General features: G+C 59.9%; 19 protein-coding genes and 1 pseudogene. 18 read left to right on the top strand and 2 right to left on the bottom strand.

Annotated elements, in window-relative coordinates:
• Positions 1–960: sulfate adenylyltransferase subunit CysD (gene cysD, locus MAXJ12_RS33615; protein ID WP_280113355.1), on the bottom strand; the 960-nt coding region annotated here is incomplete at its 3' end.
• A 255-nt stretch (positions 961–1,215) separates the two neighbouring features.
• On the opposite strand from cysD, the pseudogene MAXJ12_RS37425 reads away from it, so the two are divergent.
• Positions 1,216–1,339, top strand: a pseudogene (locus MAXJ12_RS37425) (IS5/IS1182 family transposase); the annotation flags it as partial.
• Positions 1,340–1,483: 144 nt separating this feature from the next.
• On the opposite strand, the gene hemN reads toward MAXJ12_RS37425, so the two are convergent.
• Entirely contained in the window at positions 1,484–2,833 is a 1,350-nt protein-coding gene (gene hemN / locus MAXJ12_RS33620; RefSeq protein ID WP_008840713.1) for an oxygen-independent coproporphyrinogen III oxidase, read from the bottom strand.
• 156 nt (positions 2,834–2,989) lie between these two features.
• Here hemN and MAXJ12_RS33625 point away from each other — a divergent pair, with 156 nt between their 5' ends.
• From MAXJ12_RS33625 to MAXJ12_RS33710, 17 genes are all read left to right on the top strand, one after another.
• Positions 2,990–3,718: a Crp/Fnr family transcriptional regulator gene (locus MAXJ12_RS33625; protein WP_008840714.1), complete on the top strand. Its 729-nt coding sequence runs from the start codon at positions 2,990–2,992 to the stop codon at positions 3,716–3,718.
• 210 nt (positions 3,719–3,928) lie between these two features.
• Complete coding sequence (locus MAXJ12_RS37995) at positions 3,929–4,300, top strand: hypothetical protein (RefSeq protein WP_008840715.1); 372 nt, start codon at positions 3,929–3,931, stop codon at positions 4,298–4,300.
• Between the two features lie 86 nt (positions 4,301–4,386).
• Entirely contained in the window at positions 4,387–5,997 is a 1,611-nt protein-coding gene (gene ccoN, locus MAXJ12_RS33635; RefSeq protein ID WP_008840717.1) for a cytochrome-c oxidase, cbb3-type subunit I, read from the top strand.
• A gap of 10 nt (positions 5,998–6,007) precedes the next feature.
• Positions 6,008–6,739, top strand: a complete 732-nt coding sequence (ccoO, locus tag MAXJ12_RS33640) for a cytochrome-c oxidase, cbb3-type subunit II (protein WP_008840718.1) — start codon at positions 6,008–6,010, stop codon at positions 6,737–6,739.
• 11 nt (positions 6,740–6,750) lie between these two features.
• Entirely contained in the window at positions 6,751–6,900 is a 150-nt protein-coding gene (locus MAXJ12_RS33645; RefSeq protein ID WP_008840719.1) for a CcoQ/FixQ family Cbb3-type cytochrome c oxidase assembly chaperone, read from the top strand.
• A 2-nt stretch (positions 6,901–6,902) separates the two neighbouring features.
• Positions 6,903–7,766 (top strand): cytochrome-c oxidase, cbb3-type subunit III, encoded by an 864-nt coding sequence (gene ccoP, locus MAXJ12_RS33650; protein ID WP_008840720.1) that lies wholly within the window; start codon positions 6,903–6,905, stop codon positions 7,764–7,766.
• 213 nt (positions 7,767–7,979) lie between these two features.
• Entirely contained in the window at positions 7,980–9,539 is a 1,560-nt protein-coding gene (gene ccoG, locus MAXJ12_RS33655; RefSeq protein WP_008840721.1) for a cytochrome c oxidase accessory protein CcoG, read from the top strand.
• Complete coding sequence (locus MAXJ12_RS33660) at positions 9,536–10,033, top strand: FixH family protein (protein ID WP_008840722.1); 498 nt, start codon at positions 9,536–9,538, stop codon at positions 10,031–10,033. Before ccoG ends, MAXJ12_RS33660 begins: the two co-directional genes overlap by 4 nt.
• Entirely contained in the window at positions 10,030–12,318 is a 2,289-nt protein-coding gene (locus tag MAXJ12_RS33665; RefSeq protein WP_008840723.1) for a cation-translocating P-type ATPase, read from the top strand. Before MAXJ12_RS33660 ends, MAXJ12_RS33665 begins: the two co-directional genes overlap by 4 nt.
• Complete coding sequence (gene ccoS / locus MAXJ12_RS33670; RefSeq protein ID WP_008840724.1) at positions 12,315–12,470, top strand: cbb3-type cytochrome oxidase assembly protein CcoS; 156 nt, start codon at positions 12,315–12,317, stop codon at positions 12,468–12,470. The genes MAXJ12_RS33665 and ccoS overlap by 4 nt, the downstream gene beginning before the upstream one ends.
• An 83-nt stretch (positions 12,471–12,553) precedes the next feature.
• Positions 12,554–13,051 carry a transposase gene (locus tag MAXJ12_RS38510; RefSeq protein WP_202946725.1) on the top strand — a complete coding sequence of 166 codons (498 nt, stop codon included), beginning with the start codon at positions 12,554–12,556 and terminating at the stop codon, positions 13,049–13,051.
• A gap of 578 nt (positions 13,052–13,629) precedes the next feature.
• On the top strand, positions 13,630–14,811 hold the full coding sequence (gene ubiM / locus MAXJ12_RS33685; protein ID WP_008840727.1) for a 5-demethoxyubiquinol-8 5-hydroxylase UbiM: 1,182 nt from the start codon (positions 13,630–13,632) through the stop codon (positions 14,809–14,811).
• A gap of 1,343 nt (positions 14,812–16,154) precedes the next feature.
• Positions 16,155–16,745: a NodA family N-acyltransferase gene (locus MAXJ12_RS33690; RefSeq protein ID WP_008840728.1), complete on the top strand. Its 591-nt coding sequence runs from the start codon at positions 16,155–16,157 to the stop codon at positions 16,743–16,745.
• Positions 16,742–17,401 (top strand): chitooligosaccharide deacetylase NodB, encoded by a 660-nt coding sequence (gene nodB / locus MAXJ12_RS33695; protein ID WP_008840729.1) that lies wholly within the window; start codon positions 16,742–16,744, stop codon positions 17,399–17,401. The genes MAXJ12_RS33690 and nodB overlap by 4 nt, the downstream gene beginning before the upstream one ends.
• A gap of 15 nt (positions 17,402–17,416) precedes the next feature.
• The gene (gene nodC / locus MAXJ12_RS33700; protein WP_008840730.1) at positions 17,417–18,775 is read left to right on the top strand and encodes a chitooligosaccharide synthase NodC; all 1,359 of its coding nucleotides are present in this window, start codon (positions 17,417–17,419) and stop codon (positions 18,773–18,775) included.
• A gap of 149 nt (positions 18,776–18,924) precedes the next feature.
• Entirely contained in the window at positions 18,925–19,839 is a 915-nt protein-coding gene (nodI, locus tag MAXJ12_RS33705) for a nodulation factor ABC transporter ATP-binding protein NodI (protein WP_008840731.1), read from the top strand.
• Positions 19,840–19,841: 2 nt separating this feature from the next.
• Complete coding sequence (locus MAXJ12_RS33710) at positions 19,842–20,630, top strand: ABC transporter permease (RefSeq protein WP_008840732.1); 789 nt, start codon at positions 19,842–19,844, stop codon at positions 20,628–20,630.
• Positions 20,631–20,738: the final 108 nt, after the last annotated feature.

Here is a 20,738-nt window from a genome sequence, read left to right on the forward strand (position 1 = left end):
TCCTTCGCGCTTCTTCTTTTCCATCGAGCCGGCCTCGTCCCGGTCGATGAGCCGACCCTGACGTTCCGAGGTTCGGGCGATCAGCATCTCGTTGACTATGCTTTCGAGATCGTCGGCGTCGGAATCGATCGCCCCCGTCAGCGGGTAGCAGCCGAGCGTCCTGAATCGGACCAGACGGTTCTCGACGACCTCGCCGGGCCGGAGCTTCATGCGGTCGTCGTCGCGCATGATCAGCATGCCGTCGCGCTCGACTACCGGCCGCTTCTTGGCGAAATAAAGCGGCACGATCGGGATGTCCTCGCGCAATATGTATTGCCAGATGTCGAGCTCGGTCCAGTTGGACAGAGGAAAGACACGGATCGATTCACCCGGCGAAATCCGAGTGTTGTAGATCTTCCACATTTCCGGGCGCTGGTTCTTGGGATCCCAGACATGCTGCGCATTTCGGAACGAGAAGATGCGCTCCTTGGCGCGCGACTTTTCCTCGTCGCGGCGGGCGCCGCCAAAGGCTGCGTCAAAACCATATTTGTCGAGAGCCTGGCGAAGGCCCACCGTCTTCATGACATGGGTGTGGGTGTTCGAGCCGTGATCGAAGGGATTGATGCCGTCGCGCACGCCGTCTTGGTTGACATGGACGAGAAGGTCGAAGCCCAGTTTCTCGGCCATCGAGTCGCGAAACTCGATCATCTCGCGGAACTTCCAGGCCGTGTCGACGTGAAGGAAGGGAAACGGCGGCTTGGCCGGATAGAACGCCTTCATCGCCAGATGCAGCAGGACCGACGAATCCTTGCCCACCGAATAGAGCATCACCGGTTTGGCAAAGGTCGCGGCCACCTCGCGAAAAATATGGATGGCCTCGGCCTCCAGGCGTTGCAGATGCGTCAAAGGGACATTCATGTCGGCACTTTCTGAACTGGCTTTGACAGGGCGTAAAGCACCGCCCTGCAGAATTAAATCCATGATTTGACCGCTTCAGGGCGGGTCTAGCACCGTCGCTCGCGCGGCGCCTCTGAATGAGCCGGGGTCCGTACAGAAATTTCCGCAGCGCAACAACTGTCGAATTGTCGCTGGACGTAGCGCGGCCGACTCCGTTTCTTCAGGCGTCCATTCCTCGGACGAACCAGTGGGCAGCCTTGCCTGTCAAGCCCATGGCCGTCCCACAAGTATTTTACCGTCGTACCCGCAGGCGTGTGAGGTCTGCGTGAAGGGCCGGGGACGGTCGACGGGCAAGACAAGACGAAGTTCCGGGGGCGCGACCGCGTCGGGTGGGCCTTCACTTCGCTGCCGCCGCGCTACAATCTGGTGCGGGCTTCCGAAGCTGCTGACGGTGCCGACATGATTTTGCCAGCAGGCTGCCAACTGATCGGTCGTTGACGCATAGTTGAGGCTGATAGATGGGATCTCTCGGCTACCTCGATCTCGGCGGATCAGCCACGATCGCCATCGGAGCCGCAATTTAGTGCTGCAGCGATAGGACTGGTGCTCAGACTGCCACCGAGTGCCTGGCCGTTCCACCTTCGAAATATCTGTCGAACTTCACCGCGATGCTCCTCACGAAGGGACGACTTTCTGCCGGTACGACGAAACTGTCGCCCTGGAGTTCAAGGAGTCGAGCAGGACCATGAATTGCGATGGAGCTTGCCTGGAGAAGGAGCCTCTGGCCGGCTTTCCCGAAGCTCTCCACCAGATCGATCGCTGAAAAGGCGAAATCGCACATTAGCCGCTCGATGATCCATCCCCGGACGCGATCGTCGTCGGAGAGCACGATGCCGCGCATAGCCGCCAATCCGCCGTCTGCAACCATGCGCCCGTACTCGCCGGTCGAAGGCATGTTCTGCACGTAACCCTGGCGAAAATGGCTGATGGATGACGGGCCAAGTCCGATCAATGTCTGGCAGCGATCCTCCGTGTAGCCCTGGAAATTGCGATGCAAAGTCCCTGTGCAGGCCGCCACCGCCAGCGCATCGCCCGGCTTGGCGAAATGATCGAGACCTATTGCTTCATAGCCCTCGTCCATGATCGCTCGCGCAGCGAGTTGCGATTGGGCGAACCGCTCTGCGGGACCTGGCAGCCATGCGTCGTCGATCATAGTCTGATGCTTCTTGAACCACGGCACGTGAGCGTAGCCGAAGAGAGCCATCCTGTCCGGTTCCAGTGTCAGCGCTTGAGCGACGGTGGAACATACGCTCTCCCTGTTCTGGTGCGGCAATCCGTAGAGCAGGTCGAGATTGACCGATCCGACGCCGCGTGAACGAACTCCGTCGACGACGGCCTTGGTCTGCAAAAAGCTCTGCTCGCGGTTTATCGCCTTCTGCACTTTCGGATCGAAATCCTGTACGCCGAGGCTCGCCCGGGTCATGCCGATTTCGGCGAGTGCGTCCAGATGCGCCCCGTCCATATCGTTCGGATCGATCTCGACGCTGATCTTCGTATCGGGAACAAAATCGAAGCTGTCCCGCAAGAACGCGCCCAGAGCCACCATGTCCTCGGGCTTCAGCATGGTCGGCGAGCCGCCACCGAAGTGGATTGCGCGGACGAACGCCTTGCCGCTGACAAGACCGGCAACCGTCGCGATCTCCGCATATAGCGAGCGCAGATAGGTGGTCACGGGTTCATAGTGGCGCGTCTGTTTGGTATGGCAAGCACAGAACCAGCAGAGCCTGTCGCAATACGGAATATGCAGGTAAAGCGATATCTCGTCACCCTCTTCGAGCGCCTCCAACCAGCCACGGTAAACGGCAGCATCGACGCCAGGATGGAAATGCGGCGCGGTCGGATAACTCGTATAGCGCGGGACGTTCTCACCAAGTCTGGCAGCTAATTCCGGTCGCATGTCGCGGTCCCCGTGTTTGCATCGCCGGAACTCTGGACGCAAGGGTCAGCCAAAGCCCTGATTTCGGTCAACTTCCAGCACGGACAAACTGCCGCAAGGATTTCTCTACCGTGGATTGCTATCCTGCCGGCCCTTGGGACCCGTTGGACGATCGAGATGACAGTACGCCAGGACATTCGCAGTTTCCGCATTCCCGTTCTTTGCGGGCCTTGCAAGGCACGGCATCACGGCGTCTGCGGTGCGCTCGATCCCGACCAATTGGTTGCACTCGCCAAAACGTCGTCGAGACAGAAGCGCGAGCCAGGGGTCGAACTGATCGGCAACGCCGAGGCCATCGGCAGCTACTCAAATGTGCTTTCAGGCGTTGTGAAGCTGACGAAGAGCCTTTCGGACGGCCGCCAGCAGATCGTCGGCCTCCGGTTCGCACCGGATTTTCTGGGACGGCCCTTCAAGGTGGAAAGCGCGATCAATGCGGAGGCGGCAACAACCGTTTCACTGTGTACTTTTCCGAAGGGGGCCATCGAACGGATGATGAAGGAATCACCGGAGCTCCAGAATCGCCTGCTCAAGCAGACGCTGAACGAACTCGACGCAGCACGCGAATGGATGGTGACACTGGGGCGCAAGACCGCACTGGAAAAGGTGGCGAGCTTTCTCCTAATGATCGCCCGAAATATCGATCCCGCGGTTGATCCGGCGGCCAGGTCGGCGTGCTTCGATCTGCCGCTGACGCGTGTGGACATCGCTGATTTCCTTGGACTTTCTGATGAGACCGTTAGCCGACAATTCACGCGATTGAGGGCTGACGGCCTTATCCGGATCGAGAACAAACGCTATGTGACGGTGGACAGCGTGAGCAGGCTGGAGCAACGCTGCGGCGGCTGAAGCACGCGTCAACCGCCCTTTGAATAAACCCAAACGACCGGCCAACGTCGCTTACTCCGATACGCGGCAGGACATGCTCGCGTTCGAACGCGATTTGTCGCGCAAGCCTTCGAAGAAGCCGCGTAGCAGAACCCGACAGCTTCGGCATTCCCTATCGGGTCACCATGGCCGATCGCCAGGAGCGTTTAGGTCCCCTCGTCCGCGAAAGCATTGATCCTCGACATGCCCGGCGCGCAACCGGCTGGTGGAGGCAAGATTGGTCTGGGCCGAGGTCAGTACGCCCAATATGCCGGGCACCGTCTCCTCGAACCGGTGAATGTCACAAAGCAGCGGAACGATCGCATTGCTGTGCCAAGGCATTTGAAGCGATCGACGTTCGACAAGGCATCGGCAATACCTTTCCACCGCGTCGCAGAGCCTCAGTTCTCAATGCGCGCGCTTCATCGCCTCGCCCGCAATCGCCTCCAGGCCGGCCACGCAGGACTTTTCCATGAGCTGGGCGGCCCGTGCTGCGTTTCCTCGTTCAATCGCCCCGTGCTGATTGCACCGAGCTCGATGCTGCCCAAAGCAAAATCGTCCTGACATGGATCAGGGCGAGCAGGCCGCGGCTGCGGAATTCATGCACCGCGGATTTGGCGTCCGCCGAAATGCGAGATCGGGAACTTGCGATGAAATTCGGCACAGAGATCGTCCTTCTCTACCTGTTTGCCTTTGCGGCCCTTGTAGCTGCCGGTTTGGGCGTGGACGAACCTTTTCGCCAGCATATGTGGGTGTTGTTCTTCGTTCTTGCGGGCTTCACGGCGATCCTGTTGCGCAATACGGAATTCAAACCGGCGATTCCTGTTGATTCCTCGGCTTACATGGACGGGCCGATCCGTTACGGGGCAGTTGCAACGGTGGTCTGGGGCGTCGTCGGCATGCTGGTTGGTGTGGTTATCGCCCTGCAGCTTGCCTATCCGGATCTCAATGTCGAGCCCTGGTTCAATTTCGGCCGCCTGCGGCCCCTGCATACATCCGGCGTCGTTTTTGCGTTCGGTGGCAATGCGCTGCTTTGCACATCCCTATATGTGGTGCAGCGCACCTGCCGCGCGCGGCTGTTCGGCGGCGATCTCGCGTGGGTCGTGTTCTGGGGCTACCAGCTTTTTATCGTCATGGCGGCGACAGGCTACCTGCTCGGTGTCACCGAGAGCCGCGAATACGCCGAGCCGGAATGGTATGTGGACCTGTGGCTGACCATCGTCTGGGTCGCGTACCTTATCCTGTTTCTCGGCACCATCCTGAAGCGCAAGGAACCGCATATCTACGTCGCCAACTGGTTCTATTTGTCCTTCATCGTGACCATCGCGATGCTGCACGTGATCAATAACCTGTCGATGCCCGCCTCCTTCCTGAGCTCCAAGAGCTATTCAGCATTTTCGGGCGTCCAGGACGCGCTGACTCAGTGGTGGTACGGCCACAACGCCGTCGGTTTCTTCCTCACCGCCGGCTTCCTCGGGATGATGTATTACTTCGTGCCCAAACAGGCGAACCGACCGGTCTATTCTTACCGCCTTTCCATCATCCACTTCTGGGCGCTGATCTTCCTCTACATCTGGGCAGGTCCGCACCATCTCCACTACACGGCCTTGCCCGACTGGGCACAGACGCTCGGCATGGTGTTTTCGATCATGCTGTGGATGCCCTCCTGGGGCGGCATGATCAACGGCCTGATGACGCTCTCGGGCGCCTGGGACAAGCTGCGCACCGATCCGATCATCCGCATGATGGTCATGGCTATCGCCTTCTACGGCATGTCGACCTTCGAAGGCCCGATGATGTCGATCAAGGCGGTCAACTCGCTATCCCACTATACGGACTGGACCGTCGGCCATGTCCATTCGGGCGCGCTCGGCTGGGTTGGCATGATCTCGTTCGGCGCAATCTATTACATGGTGCCGAAGCTATGGAACCGTGAACGGCTCTATTCGCTGCGGCTCGTCACCTGGCACTTCTGGCTGGCGACCCTCGGGATCGTCGTCTACGCCGCGGTAATGTGGGTCTCCGGCATCATGCAGGGCCTGATGTGGCGCGAGTACGACGAGCAGGGCTTTCTGGTCTACTCCTTCGCCGAAACCGTCGCCGCCATGCATCCCTACTACATCATGCGTGCGCTAGGCGGCCTGATGTATCTGTCCGGCGCCCTGATTATGGCTTGGAACATCGCCATGACCATCTTTGGCTATCAACGCGAGGAGGAGCCGATGCCGGGCTCCACCTCTGCCCTCCAGCCTGCGCAATAAGGAGCCAGAAATGGGCTTGATGGACAAACACGCGATCATCGAGAAGAACGCCACGCTCCTTCTCGTTGGGTCCCTCCTTGTAGTGACGGTCGGCGGCATCGTCGAGATCGCACCGCTCTTCTATCTCGATAATACGATCGAGAAGGTCGAAGGCATGCGGCCCTATTCGCCGCTGGAGCTCGCCGGGCGCAACATCTATGTCCGCGAGGGCTGCTACACCTGCCACAGCCAAATGATCCGCCCCTTCCGCGACGAGGTCGAGCGTTACGGTCATTACAGCCTGGCGGCTGAGTCGATGTACGATCACCCGTTCCAGTGGGGCTCGAAACGCACCGGACCGGACCTCGCGCGCCTCGGCGACCGCTACTCCAACGAATGGCATGTCCAGCATCTAAGCGCGCCACGCTCGGTGGTGCCGGAATCGATCATGCCGAGGTATGCCTTCCTGAAGGACACGCCTATAGAGGTGAAGGACTTCTCGACCCATCTTATCGCGAACCGGCGCGTCGGCGTTCCCTACTCCAATGATATGATCGCCAACGGCAATGCCGATCTCATGGCGCAGGCCGATCCGGGTGCCGACACATCGGGCCTCGAGAAACGCTATCCGAAGGTCAAGATCGGCGACTTCGACGGCAACCCACAGAAGGTCACCGAAATGGATGCCCTGGTCGCCTATCTCCAGATGCTCGGCACATTGGTCGATTTCAAGACCTACGACGAAGCCGCCGGCTACCGCTGAGGAGAGTGTTCATGGACTACAATTTGATGCGGGAATTCGCTGATAGCTGGGGGCTGCTCGCGATGGCGCTCTTCTTCGTCGGATGCATTGCCTTTGCGCTACGTCCCGACAGCCGCAGGCACGCCGATGAAGCCGCTCACATTCCTCTCAAGGATGATTGATCATGAGCAGCGAGCACATCGACGAGGTCTCGGGCATCTCAACGACCGGCCATGAGTGGGATGGTATCAGGGAACTCAACAACCCACTTCCGCGATGGTGGGTCATCACCTTCTACGTCACCATCGCGTGGGCAATCGGCTACACTATTGCCTATCCGGCATGGCCGCTGCTGACTTCCGCCACGAGGGGCGTGCTTGGCTTTTCAAGCCGAAACGACGTCAAGAATGAGCTGACGGCCGCAGAGGCCGCCAAGGCCAAATATGTCGCGGCGATAGAGTCGAGAACCGTCTCCGAGATTGCTGCCGACGATGCGTTGCGCGAATTCGCTGTCGCTGCCGGTGGCGCTGCGTTCAAGGTCAATTGCGTGCAGTGCCACGGCTCAGGAGCGCAAGGGTCCAAAGGCTTTCCCAATCTCAATGATGACGACTGGCTGTGGGGCGGCGAGGCCGAGCAGATCCAGCAAAGCATCAAACATGGCATCCGCTTCGCGCCCGACCCGGATACGCGCCTGTCGGAAATGCCCGCTTTTGGAGACATCATCACGGCCGATCAGATCGCGCAGGTCAGCGCCTACGTTGCCAGCCTGTCCGGCCTGGTCCAGGACGCAATGCTGATCCAACCCGGCGCCCAGGTTTTCGCCGAAAATTGCGCTGCCTGCCATGGCGAAAACGCAAAGGGCAACAGGGAGTTGGGCGCACCCGACCTGACCGACGCGATCTGGCTCTATGGACCGGGCGAGACGGCTATTGCCGCGCAGATCCGCGCGCCGAAGCAAGGCGTAATGCCGGCCTGGATCGCGCGTCTAGGCGAGACCAAGGTCAAGGAACTCGCGGTCTACGTCCATTCGCTTGGCGGCGGAGAATAGAAACGGAAGGCTTATTCTCCGCCCACCCCCGCCAAGCGACGAGGCCCGGCGTGAGCCGGGCCTCGACACCGCTCCGGCGTCCGACGAATGACCGGCATCAACGCGAGCTGCCAGCCATGCGGCAAACTGCTCAACGTAGCATTCCGGACGTCAGCCAACGCAGACAAGTCGGGTTGCACGGCAATGTCATCGGCTGCGCGATAGGGGATTCTCGTGCTGGATAAAACACGGATAGAACGGCTCGAAGCCGAAGCACTCAACTCCGCCAAGACGCGACAGCCGCTCTATGCCCCGCGCAAGAAGGTGTTCCCCAAGCGGGCCTCGGGCAGTTTCCGCCGCTTCAAATGGCTGGTGATGGCGATCACCCTGGGTATCTACTATCTGACGCCGTGGTTGCGATGGGATCGCGGGCAGTTCGCCCCGAACCAAGCCGTGCTACTCGATCTCGCCAACCGCCGTTTCTACTTCTTCCTCATCGAGATATGGCCGCAGGAATTCTACTACGTCGCCGGTCTTCTTGTGATGGCCGGCATCGGCCTCTTCCTGATCACATCCACTGTTGGCCGCGCCTGGTGCGGCTATACCTGCCCGCAGACCGTTTGGGTCGATCTCTTTCTGGTCGTAGAGCGGGCGATCGAAGGCGATCGCAATGCCCGCATGAAGCTCGACTTTGGCCCGTGGACCACGCGCAAGCTGGTACTGCGTGTATCGAAGCACGCCTTCTGGCTAGTCATAGCGGTGGCAACCGGCGGCGCCTGGATTTTCTATTTCGCCGATGCGCCGACGCTGCTCCGCGAAGTGGTCACCGGCACCGCCGCGCCCGTGGCTTACGTTACCATCAGCGTCCTGACCGCGACCACCTACACGTTCGGCGGGCTCATGCGGGAGCAGGTCTGCACCTATATGTGTCCGTGGCCGCGCATCCAGGCGGCCATGCTCGACGAGAATTCGCTCACCGTGACCTACAATGACTGGCGCGGCGAGCCCCGTTCACGTCATGCCAAGAAGGTTCAGGCAGCCGGTCAGCCGGTCGGCGACTGTGTCGACTGCATTGCCTGTGTCGCGGTCTGCCCGATGGGCATCGACATTCGCGACGGCCAGCAGCTCGAATGCATCACCTGCGCGCTCTGCATCGATGCCTGCGACGGCGTTATGGACAAGCTGGGCAGGGAGCGCGGGCTCATCTCCTACGCGACGCTATCCGACTACAACACCAACATGGCGGTAGCGACAGCAGGTGGCACCCGTCCGATTCATCCCACCCTCGTTCGGACCGCCGGCGGCACCTTCTCCGACGGGTTGGCGCATTTCCGCATTCGCAAGATGTTCCGGCTGCGCACCCTCATCTATGTGGGCGCTTGGTCGGCGGTCGGGCTTGCTCTGCTCTATTCGCTGCTGACGCGCGACCGGCTCGAAATCAACGTTCTGCACGACCGCAACCCGCAATTCGTGACCCTGTCCGATGGCTCGATCCGCAACGGCTATACCGTCAAGCTGCTCAACATGATCCCCGAACCGAGGACCATCGTCGTCAGCTTGCAAGGCCTCGAAGGTGCCGAGATGAGCATCATCGGCATCGACCTTCCCGCCGGCCGTTCTTTCACCATTCCGGCGGAACCTGACCGGCTGAAAATACTCAAGGTCTTCGTTCGTCTGCCGGCCGACAAGGTCAAGGACCAGGTGCAGACCTTAAAGTTTCGCGTCGAGGACAAGGGAACCTTCGAGAGCAACGAATACAAGGCTGGTTTCAACACACCTGAGGCCCACAGATGAGCGCCGACACGCCAAAGCCCCGCGAATTCACCGGCAGACATATGCTGTTCATCATTCTCGCCTTTTTTGGGGTAGTCATCGGCGTCAATGTGATTATGGCGACGTTCGCCAGAACGAGCTGGACCGGTCTTGTCGTCGAAAACACATATGTGGCCAGCCAGCAGTTCAATCAGAAGGCTAGGAATGGCCAGGCGCAGGCGGCGCTGGGCTGGACCGGCAAACTGACGATCGCGGCAGGCGAAGTCCGCTACAGCCTCCGCGACGCCGCTGGCAACCCGGTCCCTGTGCGCGGCGTCAAGGTGCTGTTTCGTCATCCCGCCTATGAGGCGGAGGACAAGACCGTCACTCTTACCGCCGCCTCCGGTCAGATATTTACCGCGCGGCATACGCCGAAGGATGGCGTCTGGATCGTCGAAATTGATGCCGATGCCGGCCTTGCGAAACCCTATCGCGACGTTCGCCGGGTCATGATTTCCCGGGGAGCGCTCCAATGAGCTGCTGTGCGCCGAGCGCCGAAATGGCACTTGATGTCGCCGGCGCCGCATCCGTTTTGCCGTCGAGCCAGGAGATCAAACTGGCGAGCCGGCCTCTCGGCGGCGACCTGTATCAGACCGATCTCTCGGTGCCGGCGGTTCACTGCGCGGCCTGCATCCAGATCATTGAGACGGCGATTGGAAAGCTGAATCGGGTCGAGGGCGCCCGCGTCAGCCTGTCGACGAAACGGGTCTCGGTGCGGTGGCGTGGGGACGAGGTCCCATCATTCGTCGCCGCGCTTGGACGGCTTGGCTATCAGGCGCATCTGTTCGATCCTGTGATCGACGAAAAGGACAAAACCCTTTCGGACCTCATCCGGGCCGTCGCGGTCGCCGGTTTCGCGGCGGGCAACATCATGCTGCTTTCGGTGTCGGTCTGGTCCGGTGCCGAAGGTGCCACCCGGGACCTGTTTCATTGGATCTCGGCCCTGATCGCCATCCCGGCCCTCGCCTTCGCTGGCGGCATCTATTTCCGTTCGGCGTGGAATGCGCTGCGCCATGGCCGCATGAACATGGACGTGCCGATCGCGGTCGGGGTTTCGCTCGCTTACGCGATGAGCCTCTTCGAGACCATCAATCATGGCGACCACGCCTATTTCGACGCGTCCGTGTCGCTGCTGTTCTTCCTGCTGATTGGCCGAACGCTGGATCACGTGATGCGGGAGCGGGCACGCACCGCCGTCAAGGGCCTGTCGCGGCTGGCGGCGCGTGGTGCCATGGTGCTGCGCGGCGACGGCACGCGCGACTACCTGCCGGTGGGCGAGATCGAGCCCGGCATGCAGCTTTTGATCGCGGCCGGCGAAAGGATCCCCGTCGACGGCAACATCGTGGAGGGCTCGTCGGACCTAGATTGTTCCCTGGTTTCCGGCGAGAGCACTCCCAGAACCGTTGCGCTCGGGGAAAAGGTTCAGGCGGGCACGCTCAATCTTACGGGCCTGCTGACCATGGCGGCTACCGCTGCGGCGAAGGATTCCTTCCTGGCGGAAATGGTGCGGCTGATGGAGGCCGCCGAAGGCAGCCGCACGCAGTATCGCCGGATCGCCGATCGCGTCTCGGCGCTTTATGCACCGGTGGTCCATCTAACCGCCTTCCTGACCTTCCTTGGCTGGATGGCGGCTACTGGTGACTGGCACAAGGCCACAACCATCGCCATCGCCGTTCTTATAATCACATGCCCTTGCGCGCTCGGCCTGGCAGTCCCGATCGTGCTGGTGGTCGCGGCGCGGCGCCTGTTCGAAAGCGGCATCATGGTCAAGGACGGTTCCGCCATGGAACGCTTGGCATCGGTCGACACGGCGGTGTTCGACAAGACAGGCACCCTTACTCTCGGACGGCCACATCTTGTCAACGCCTCCTCCATCGACCCTACTATGCTGGCGATCGCGGCCGACATGGCCGCGCATTCCCGACATCCGTTTTCAAGGGCGATTGCCGGCTTTGCAGTGTTTTCCGGCCAGCCCAAGCTCGAATCCTTCAGCGAGCATCCGGGCTTCGGGATTGAAGCCAGTGGGGCCGGAAACACCTGGCGTCTTGGCCGGCGCGGATGGGCAGGTTGGAAAGCCCGAACCGGCGGCGAAGGCAAATTGAGCGGGAGCGGCGGGACGGTCCTTTCGAGAAATGGGATCATTACCGCATCCTTCGCTTTCAAGGATGCGCTCCGCCCCGACGCCAAGGCAGCCATCGAGCAACTGAAAGATGCTGGCCTGTCGGTGGAGATGCTGTCGGGCGACACGGCAAAGGCGTGCGGCGAGGTGGCCGAAACATTGGGCGTCGACCGCTTCGCTCCCGCGATGCTCCCCTCCGGCAAGGTCAAACAGATCGAGACGCTGGCAAAAGACGGACATAAGGTTCTGATGGTCGGCGACGGCCTCAACGATACGCCTGCGCTTGGCGCGGCGCATGTCTCGATCGCCCCGGCGACCGCCGCCGACATTGGCCGCAACGCAGCAGATTTCGTCTTCCTGCGCGAGAGCCTTCTGGCAATACCCTTTGCCCTGGACGTCTCGCGGAAAGCCGGACGGCTGATCCGCCAGAACATTGCCATCGCCACCATCTACAACGCCGTTGCCGTGCCGATCGCCATTCTCGGGCACGTCACTCCGTTGATCGCAGCGATAGCGATGTCCGCCTCGTCGCTGCTGGTGATCGGAAATGCGTTGCGCCTACATGACTTTGCGCTCGCCGAGGCGACGAGTGCTCCTTCGGCAACGCGCTCGGGCATTCGAGCACCGGTGCAGCCGTCATGACGACGCTCGTCTACCTCTTACCCGTCGCTCTGTTCCTTGGCGGACTGGGGCTATCCGGTTTTCTGTGGGCCTTGAGAAGTGGTCAATATGAGGATCTTGACGGGGCCGCTGAGCGCATCCTCATCGACCGGGACGACGAGCCGGAACGCTGACCCGATAAATGTGGTGTTTCAGCCACCAAGCGGAGAGGACGAGCAATATCAAGAAAATACGATGATTGGGAATGGATTTGGCAATGAATGCAATCGTGCTCCACGGCGCGTCGATGAACGGCCATGTGAAGTCTCGAAAGGAAGCTGTCACGGCTCCAGTTTCAGAAGTTCATGACGGAGCATCCGTCGGCAGTGGTTGCGCCGATGCCGAGGCGATTGTGATTGCGGCCCAGCGGCCGGAGATGCGATTCGTCGAGCCGAAATCGGAAGAACAGCAGGCCAGGGCAGTGTTGTTCCGAGCTCGCCAGCGCCTCGTCCATCAGCGCACCGATCTGGTGAATGCATTGCGTGCCATTCTCTACGAATACGGCCACGTCGTCGCGCAAGGCATCCACCACCTCACTCGCATCAAGGAGATCGTCGAGGAACCAAAGAGCAAACTGCCCGAACTGGTCCGCCACGAATGCGCTCGTTGTTGGGATTCGGACCTGATCTGCAGATCACCATACCGGCCAGCAGCTTCTGGAAATGCCGCACATGAAAGCCTGACAGAAGACCACACTCAATCACACGTCGAATAGGGCCAGAAGCCTCTGCGTTACGGGCGGCAACCACAGCAGGCTCTACAGCTAGCAAGCTGCGCTGACAGAGATCTTTGAAAAGCCCCCATCGCACCAAAGACTGCGTTGCTGGTTCCGCCTTCATGCGTAGGCGGCTGATGTCATCATGTACGAGAAAAGGATCGCCCGAAAGGGGCAGTCCGCCGTTTCGTGCCGATCTGGCTAAAACAAGGCCAAAACATTTTCGTGGCGATCGACCACCAAATCGCCATGGCCGGCATTTGTGGTGTTGGCTGATCCAGATCAAGGTTACGTCCTCATCTGCGTGGTTTCGTCGATCGGTCTTACAGGGAAGAACGCATTGCTATCAGACAGCTTCGTCATCGGATCATACAGCTGGAGCACCCCCGAGCCGAATGAAAATGTCGGCGTCCGTATTTGATGGAACGGCTTACTTCGTTGCCGATTTATGGGGATCTTCCTGCCCAGTGGCTTGAGGCGCTGCAGCGGACACTGGAACGCAGCGCTACCGGTGCACGACTTGTGGCTCAACTCCGCCACCATCTCAGGAAGGTAGCCGAGGCGAGGGCGGCAGGCTAATGGCCGGCTCCGGCGACAAGTTCGACATCGTTGTCGTCGGAGCCGGCCCGGTCGGACTTTCCTTCGCCGCGTCGCTTGCCCAGAGCGAACTCAAGGTGGCAGTTGTTGAACAGCAGTCTCTCGAAAGGCTGGCGGATCCGGTTTTCGACGGTCGCGAGATCGCGCTGACCAACGCCTCGATCAGAATCCTTCGCGAGCTCGGCGCCTGGGATGCCATCCCCGCTTCGGACAAATCACAACTTGAAGGCGCGCGCGTGCTCAACGGATCGAGCGCTTTCGCTCTGTGTTTCGATCCTCCCAGCGCATCTAGGGAACCACTGGGCGTTCTGGTCCCAAATTGCCGGATCCGCGATGCCCTGTTCAAGATCGTCCGCTCGCAGGATCATGCCCGGCTGCTGTGCGGCCTGTCGGTCGTCGATGCAACCAACAGCCACAAAGGCGCAGTGATAACGCTCTCTGATGGCAGGCAGCTGACCGCTCGGCTTCTCGTTGCAGCGGATTCGCGTCTGTCCGCCACGCGCGACCTACTCGGCATCGGCGCCGACATCAATCGGCTTGGCAACTCGATGCTGATTTGCCGGGTGAGGCACGAGCGAGTCCATCACCAGATCGCAGTCGAATGGTTCGATCACCATCAGACGATAGCGATGTTGCCGCTCATGCAAGGCGTGTCGTCGCTGCTTCTCACCTTACGCTCAAACGAGGCCGATAGACTGCTTGCTTTCGAGGACGATTTGTTCCTGATGGAATTGACGAACCGCTGTCGAGGGCGCCTCGGAGAAATGACCTTGGCAAGCAGCCGCCATGCCTACCCGTTGGTCACGACGTGGGCGCACAAGTTCTGGGCTCCGAGCGCCGTACTCATCGGCGATGCTGCCATAGGCATGCACCCGGTGACTGCGCATGGCTTCAACATCGGCCTGAGCGCCCAGAGGCAACTCGCTCATCGAATCCTAGCAGCAGGTCGCGACCGTCGCGACATTGCCGATCCCGACATGCTCCGCAAATACGAAAGCTGGCTGCGCCGATCGGCCGCGCCGCTCTACTATGCTACGAATATACTCGTCAGGCTCTACTCAGGCGAGCACCCTGCGGCACTGCTTGCACGACATGTTGGGCTTCGCGTTGCCCAACATCTTCCCTTTGTCCGCCAGGGCATTTCGGCCATGCTGAGGCGGTGAACCACAGTTTCCATAGTGTCAACCGCTCTAAGGCGCTATGTCGCTAAGTCAGGTCAAGGGCGGCACGCCACGCCTGCAGGATGTCTTCGCGACGGCCAAGCAGCTTCTGGACAGGCATTCTCCGTTTGCGGAGCAGGAAGCCCCTGGCCTCGCTGATTGAGAGCGGCAGCTATGAAATGTACGACGCGCGCCGGCTGAACGGCGAGCGCCGGGAGACCCTGCCGCACTTCGACGCGCGTCACGGACAATCATCAAAGGCGCCGATACCGAGCTGCACGTCGTCCGGTCAAAGACATCTCTCAGTCATTAGAGGACGTGCTGGTCTAAGAGGCGCGACGGGCACGCGCGGTCCATTCGGTATCGCCGCTCTACGGCCGGCAAACAGGCGAGGGCCGTCCTGATCGCGTCGGATTGGTGGTGGGCTATTCCGCATTGAGAGATCCAGAACGGCGTTTGACTCCTGAGCGGGCCGTCGAAAGCGGTGAGAAGCAACTGTTAGAACACTTCGGCTGCACACAAAGTCTCAGCCGGTATGGCCGCGGGGGCTTGAATTGCGACACTCACCCGTGTGCAGGACTGCCGACTGGATTAGGCAAACTGGCAAAAAATGGCCCTGTCGATCAGGTGAGCTCCGGGGCAGGAGTGTCTCCCGGTATGGGCTGTCATCCTGACACGCGGAGCGCGGATGCAGACACGGCGACGGACACTCGATGGAGACATTCTGTCGAAGGGCCAAGCTGGATAGCTCCGGCGGGCTGCTGCGGATCTTGGTCGGCTTGAGCATCCGCAGGACATCGGTGACCTTTACCAGGCGATGTTCCTGGTTGAGTAAGGCAGGCCCCGCAAACCAAAAGAAGCGCTTGCGGGCTCCATCAGAGCCGATCGGGTTCTCTTCAACTCGTCGGGCTTGTCACCCGCATCATCGCATCTGCATCGATATCCTTCTGGGAATATCCGTGCGCCGCTTCAGCCAAATCCGCCCGCGGAAATAGAGATGTAACCGGGCGACGGTTGAGTTCATGGCCGGCTGGCTCAGTTCGATCGCAAGCCGCCCCGTTACGCATGATATCCACAGGGTGGATAGGCCGTATAAAAACAATCGATTTTACCGATCTTTCGAAATGCTCCATTAGCCAACACGAAACTAAGTGCATCGACGTGAAAGTTCCGAGCGGCACAGAAGGACGAAAGTATTGAGTATGCCAATAAGCTATGGAACGCGACGCATCCAAGAGTCCGTCAGCCAATTTGGCTAGCCTCACGATCACTGACGACCGCGAATGGCGTGCACAATATGGCCGCTGCTTCGTCCCTCAAGAAGACATCACAAAGGAGGTCTTTGCATGCGCTCTCAGGTGCAGTGGAGGCTTTGCTGGGAAAATGAGTTGCAAGTGGCTGACCATGTCGAACTCGCGGATTTCTTTCGAAAGACCTATGGGCCGACCGGAGCCTTCAACGCAGAACCATTCGAAGGCAATCGGAGTTGGGTGGGTGCGAGGCCAGAGCTCCGTGCAATCGGCTATGACTCAAAAGGTATAGCGGCCCATCTGGGCCTGCTGCGTCGGTTCATCAAGGTTGGCGCGGTCGATCTGCTCGTGGCTGAATTAGGATTGTACGGGGTACGTCCGGATCTGGAGGGGCTCGGGATCGCCCGTTCAATCCACGTCATGAGTCCAGTACTGCACGAGCTTGGGGTTCCATTCGGCTTCGGCACGGTTCGGCACGCGCTGCGGAACCATCTTGAGAGGTTTGGCAGACACGGCCTGATGACCGTCGTGTCAGGCGTTTGCGTACGGTCGACCCACCCGCAGGTGCATCTCCACTTGTCGGCCACCCGCGTGGAGGACGTTCTCGTCGTGGTTATGCCGATTGCGCGGCCGATGAGCGAATGGCCGACCAGTGCCATCATTGATCGGAACGGGCCAGAGCTATGACGCACGTCGGCTGCTTATACAAAGTGCGCAGTGAGTGCTCTGACGGCGCCAGCCATCGCAGCGTTTATCTGACGTTTGACGACGGTCCCAATCCGCTTTTCACACCGGAGATTCTCGATGTGTTGGCAGAGCAGCGGGTGCCGGCGACTTTCTTCGTCATCGGCGCCTACGCGGCAGACCAGCCGAAGCTCATCCGACGAATGATTGCGGAAGGGCACGAGGTAGGCAACCACACGATGACTCATCCGGATCTGTCCAAATGCGGCTTCGGGGAAGTGCAACGTGAGATATATGAGACGAACAAGGCGATCATGACGGCGTGCCCACAGGCCTCGGTGCGCTATATTCGCGCGCCCTACGGTGCCTGGAGCGAAGACGTCTTCACAGCGTCAGAGATCGCCGGACTCGCGGCCCTCCACTGGTCCGTAGACCCTCGCGATTGGTCTCGGCCTGGCGTCGACGCGATTGTTGATACAGTGCTCGCCTCTGTCCGGCCGGGCGCAATTGCGCTCTTGCACGACGGATGCCCTCCCGACGAATTGACACAATGCACCGACGCTGGTCTGCGCGACCAGACGGTCACGGCGCTGTCCCGTCTGATTTCAGCATTGCACGACCGCGGATTTGTAATCCGCTCGCTTCCCCAACATCACTGAACAAATCGGCATCCTATGAACCTGCTTTATACAACCAGCACTGTCGCCATCTCGTGTTATGCGCTGCTCTCGGCTGTCTATAAAAGCATGCAGACAGTTTATGCTTTGCCGATAGGCCGTTCACCGGCGTCGGACGACCCGGTCGGTTTCGACCTTCTGCCGAGCGTGGATGTCATCGTCCCCTGCTTCAACGAGGATCCGAGCGCGCTCTCGGCATGCCTAGCGTCCATTGCAAGTCAACAATATGCCGGAAAACTGCACGTCTATGTGATTGATGACGGTTCTGCAAATCGCGACGCTGTTGTACCTGTGCACGACGCCTTTGCGGGTGACCCGAGGTTCAATTTCATTCTGCTCCCCAAGAATGTTGGCAAGCGCAAGGCGCAGATCGCCGCGATAAGGAGCTCATCTGGAGATTTGGTGCTCAACGTCGACTCGGACACGACGATCGCATCCAATGTCGTCACAAAGCTTGCACTGAAGATGCAAGATCCTGCCGTCGGGGCGGCCATGGGTCAGTTGATAGCCAGCAACCGGAGCGACACCTGGCTGACTCGGTTGATCGATATGGAGTACTGGCTGGCTTGCAATGAAGAGCGCGCGGCACAGGCTCGCTTTGGTGCCGTTATGTGCTGCTGCGGCCCATGTGCTATGTACCGCCGCTCCGCGCTCGTTTTGCTGCTGGACCAATACGAGACGCAACTGTTTCGGGGGAAGCCAAGCGACTTCGGTGAGGATCGCCATCTCACGATCCTCATGCTGAAAGCAGGACTTCGAACCGAATACGTTCCGGACGCCATCGCCGCAACAGTCGTTCCGGATCGGCTAGCACCCTATCTGCGCCAACAACTCCGCTGGGCTCGAAGCACATTCCGAGACACTTTGCTGGCGCTGCGCCTACTGCCAAGCCTCGATCGCTATATAACGCTGGATGTGGTCGGACAGAATCTCGGCCCGCTATTGCTCGCCCTGTCGGTATTGGCTGGACTGACGCAGTTCGCACTGACTGCCACAGTGCCCTGGTCGACTGCCCTAGTGATTGCATCCATGACCATAATTCGCTGCAGCGTGGCAGCGCTTCGTGCTCGCGAACTTCGATTTCTCGGCTTCTCGCTGCACACATTCATCAACATCTTCCTCCTACTTCCCTTGAAAGCTTATGCGTTGTGTACCTTGAGCAATAGCGATTGGCTGTCGCGAGGCTCTCCTGCCAACGGACCGAACCAGGGCGGGAAACAGGTTGCCACGCCAAACCCCATCGCTGGATCAAGCACTACAGAATTGTCGGAAAATGCGGTGCCACGTCGCGAGCTCAAGTTGGCGCGTGATCCTTCGACATTGGTGACATCGGACTGCGTTTGCAGCGACGATTGATCGTAACGTTACCGAGGTGGATAAGTCTTGAGTCAGGATACAAAGTATCAACTGTTGAATCGGGAATTGGTCGCAGACGATCCGTCGCAGATCGGCAGTAATCCGTTCGAGCGGGAGCGCCACACGCGTTCTTCAGCTGAGATGAGCGCATGTCAAGCGTAGCAGTCGGCTTTGCCGGCGTAACGAAGTCATATGGCGGCAAAACTGTTGTCGACGGCCTGTCGTTCACCGTCGCGCCGGGAGAGTGCTTTGGCCTGCTGGGACCGAACGGCGCGGGCAAAAGCACGATTACGCGAATGCTTCTAGGCATGGCGCGGCCTGCAGCGGGTGAGATCACGGTGCTCGGCGTGCCTGTGCCGGCACGCGCTCGCTTGGCACGCAAGCGTATCGGCGTGGTCCCTCAATTCGACAACCTTGACCTCGCGTTCACAGTACGCGAGAACTTGTTGGTGTTCGGGCGCTACTTCGGCATGAGCACACGCGAGGTCGAAGCGAAAATTCCGTCGCTGCTCGAATTCGCTAACCTCGAGAACAAGGCAGATGCGCGGGTTGCCGAACTATCCGGCGGCATGAAGCGGCGTCTGACGCTTGCGCGTGCGCTGGTCAATGATCCGCAGCTGCTGGTAATGGACGAGCCGACCACCGGCCTCGATCCGCACGCGCGCCACCTGATCTGGGAGCGCCTGCGCTCACTGTTGGCGCGTGGCAAGACGATTATTTTGACCACTCACTTCATGGAAGAGGCGGAGCGCTTGTGTGACCGGCTGTGCGTGCTCGTGGGTGGGCGCAACGTCGCCGAAGGCCGACCTCATGCGCTGATCGATGAGCAGATCGGGTGCCAAGTGATCGAGATCTATGGTGGCAATCCGCATGAGTTGAGTTCGCTGATCAAGCCGTACGCGAAGCGTATCGAGGTCAGCGGCGAGACGCTCTTTTGCTATGCGCCCGATCCAGAGCATGTGCGGTTGCAACTTCGCGGGCGCGAGGATCTGCGGCTTCTGCAGCGCCCCCCGAATCTGGAGGATGTCTTTTTGCGGCTGACCGGGCGCGAGTTGGAGAAATGAACATGGGTGAAGGGTATGCGGCGGTTCTGCCGGCTAACGCGTGGAACTGGGTCGCGGTATGGCGCCGCAACCTCCTGGCGTGGAAGAAAGTTGCGCTTGTAACGATCCTAGGCAACCTCGCCGATCCTATAATCTACCTGTTCGGCCTCGGCTTTGGCCTCGGAATGATCGTAGGTCGCGTTGATGGCACTTCGTACATCGCGTTTCTGGCAACTGGCATGGTCGCGACGAGCGCAATGACTGCCGGGACCTTCGAAACGATTTATGCGACTTTCGCACGAATGCACACTCAGCGTACCTGGGAAGCAATTCTCTGCACACAACTGACGCTCGGCGATATCGTGCTCGGCGAATTGGCTTGGGCAGCCACCAAGGCTTGTCTAGCCGGCATCGCAATTGCGGTTGTTGCCGCCACGCTGGGCTATGCCACGTGGCCTGCCATCCTCTATGCACTGCCAGCGATCGCCCTTACTGGCTTGGCCTTCGCGAGCTTGGCGATGGTCGTCATAGCACTTGCGCCCAGCCACGACTATTTCGTGTTCTATCAGACACTCGTCCTCACACCGATGCTGCTCCTATGCGGCGCGATCTTTCCCGCCACCCAACTGCCCGACGCCGTTCAGCAGGTAGGACACTTCTTGCCGCTGGCGCATTCGATCGACCTCATTCGTCCGGCGATGCTTGGCCGCCCAGCCGGCAGCGTCGGCCTGCACATCGGCGCACTTTGCGCGTACGCGATATTGCCGCTCTTCCTATCAGTGGTGCTGTTTCGTCGACGCCTGATGCGTTGACGCAAGACTTCTTGATGTTGGTGACGTCCGACTGGCCATTGCGGCGACGAGCGACAATGCAGCTTAGTTACGTGGAATAGTCTTGAGACAGGCCAATGATGCCTGCTT

Origin of the sequence: Mesorhizobium alhagi CCNWXJ12-2 (assembly GCF_000236565.1) — a bacterium.
Taxonomy (GTDB): Bacteria; Pseudomonadota; Alphaproteobacteria; order Rhizobiales; family Rhizobiaceae; genus Allomesorhizobium; species Allomesorhizobium alhagi.